The sequence below is a fragment of the Mesorhizobium sp. SARCC-RB16n genome (assembly GCF_008520305.1).
Lineage (GTDB): Bacteria > Pseudomonadota > Alphaproteobacteria > Rhizobiales > Rhizobiaceae > Mesorhizobium.
Genome location: NZ_ML703312.1, coordinates 8,939 through 10,949, shown reverse-complemented (window position 1 = coordinate 10,949; position 2,011 = coordinate 8,939). Strand labels below are relative to the sequence as shown.

At 63.8% G+C, this 2,011-nt stretch carries 2 protein-coding genes and 1 pseudogene; all 3 read right to left on the bottom strand.

Going from position 1 to position 2,011, the window contains the following annotated elements; translation table 11 throughout:
• A partial coding sequence (locus C7I87_RS34310) for an ABC transporter permease (RefSeq protein WP_149908367.1) occupies positions 1–728 on the bottom strand: 728 nt, incomplete at its 3' end.
• Positions 728–1,795: an ABC transporter permease gene (locus tag C7I87_RS34305; protein ID WP_149908363.1), complete on the bottom strand. Its 1,068-nt coding sequence runs from the start codon at positions 1,793–1,795 to the stop codon at positions 728–730. The genes C7I87_RS34310 and C7I87_RS34305, both read right to left, overlap by 1 nt.
• Positions 1,779–2,011, bottom strand: a pseudogene (locus C7I87_RS34300) (ABC transporter ATP-binding protein); the annotation flags it as partial. The gene C7I87_RS34305 and the pseudogene C7I87_RS34300, both read right to left, overlap by 17 nt.

Genomic DNA, 2,011 nt, shown 5'->3' with positions numbered 1-2,011 from the left:
GCGCCAAGCAGGATGCGCAGCGGCCGCCATGTGGAGAAGACCACCAGCGCCAGCGCAATCCAGCCCTTGCCGGCGGTCATGTTCTCGACCCACAGCGGCGTGTAGGCGACCGATAGATAGGCGCCCGCCAGCCCCGCCATCAGCCCGCCAAACAGCACGGCCATGTAGCGGATCCTGATCACCGGATAGCCGATCGCATGTGACGTCTGCGGCGACTCGCCGATCGTGCGCAGCACCAAGCCGGCTTTGGTCCGGTAGAGAAACCAGCTGATGGCGACGAACATCAGCAAGCCGAGGTAGACCATCGGGTCGAAGCGGAACAGCAGTGGGCCGATCACGGGCACATCCGACAAGACAGGTATGTTGACGCGATGCAATGCCTCGATCGGATCGCTGCCGAAACCGCGCCCGAGGAAGGCCGAAACGCCTGAGCCGAAGATCGCCAGCGCCAGGCCAGCAGCATACTGGTTGGTCAGGAAGGTTAGCGCCAGAACGCCGAACAGCAGGGATGCGGCGGCCCCCGCCAGCGCGCCGGCCATGATCGCGACAGGCATGGAAAAGCCTGCCGTGACCGCCCAGAACGCAAGGGCCGCCCCCATCAGCATCATGCCTTCGATGCCGAGATTGAGAACCCCGGATTTCTCCACCACGAGTTCGCCGAGCGCCGCGAAGATCAAGGGCGTCGCGGCGATGATGGTGCCCGTGAAGATGGCAATGAACAGATCCATCAGGCTCTCTCCCGAACCAGGCGAATGCGATAGAAAATAAAGAAGTCGGCGGCGAGCAGGAAGAACAGCAGGATGCCCTGGAAAATCCGCGTCAGCGCGGAGGGGAGGCCCAATGTCATCTGCACGCCTTCGCCGCCGAGAAACAGCAGCGACATCAACAGCCCGCCGAGCACGATGCCGAACGCGTTCAGCCGTCCGATGAAGGCGACGATGATGGCCGCAAAACCATAGCCCGGCGATATTTGCGGCGAGAGTTGGCCGAGTGGTCCGGCGGCTTCCGCCATACCCGCGATCCCGGCTGCCGCGCCGCCGGCCAGCAGGCCGATCCAGACCGCGGCCGACTCGCGAAATCCCGCATAGCGCGCGGCGAGGGGAGCCGCGCCGCTTACCGACATCTTGTAACCGAGAAAGCTGCGGTCGGTGAACAGCCACATCGCGATGACGGCGACGACGGTGATGAAGATCGAGGAATTGAGCCGGTAGGCCGGATCAAAGGATTGCAGCAGTGCCGCGGCGGGCAGAAGAGCTGTCTGCGGATAATTGAACCCGGCCGGATCGCGCCACGGTCCATGCACGAGATAGGACAGGAACAGCGTGGCGATGTACGTCATCATCAGCGTGACGAGGATTTCGTTGGTGTTCATGCGGGCGCGCAGGAAGGCGGGAATCGCGGCCCATGCCATGCCGGCGCCCATGCCGGCCAGGAACATCAGAGGCAACAGCAGCACGCTCTCGGGATCTGGCCAGAATAGGCCGACGCCGCTGGCGGCGATCGCACCCATCGTGAACTGGCCCTCGGCGCCGATGTTCCAGACATTGGCGCGGAAGCCGACCGCCAGGCCGCAAGCGATGAGGATCAGCGGCGAGGCTTTGAGCAACCACTCCGACAGCCCGTTCATCGAACTGAGCGGCTCGACGAAGAACGCATAGAGCGTGGCCAGCGGATCATGCCCGAGCGAAGCGAAGAAAATCGAGCCAACGATGACCGTCAGTGCCGTCGCCAAAACCGGCGCGGCGACGCGCATCGGCGCCGAAGGCTCCGGTCTCTGTTCAATCCTGAAATGCAACGCTGCCACCTCTGTTCGTCGATACACCTTCGCCCATGCCTTGGCCGGTCATCAGAAGCCCGATTTCCTCGCGGTCGGCGGTCGTGCGGACGAGTGGCGGAGACACTTTCCCCTGGCAGATGACCAGCAGGCGGTCGCAGATCTCGAACAGCTCGTCGAGTTCCTCGGAGACGACAAACACGGCCGCGCCGGCGCGGCTGAGATCGATGATGGTCT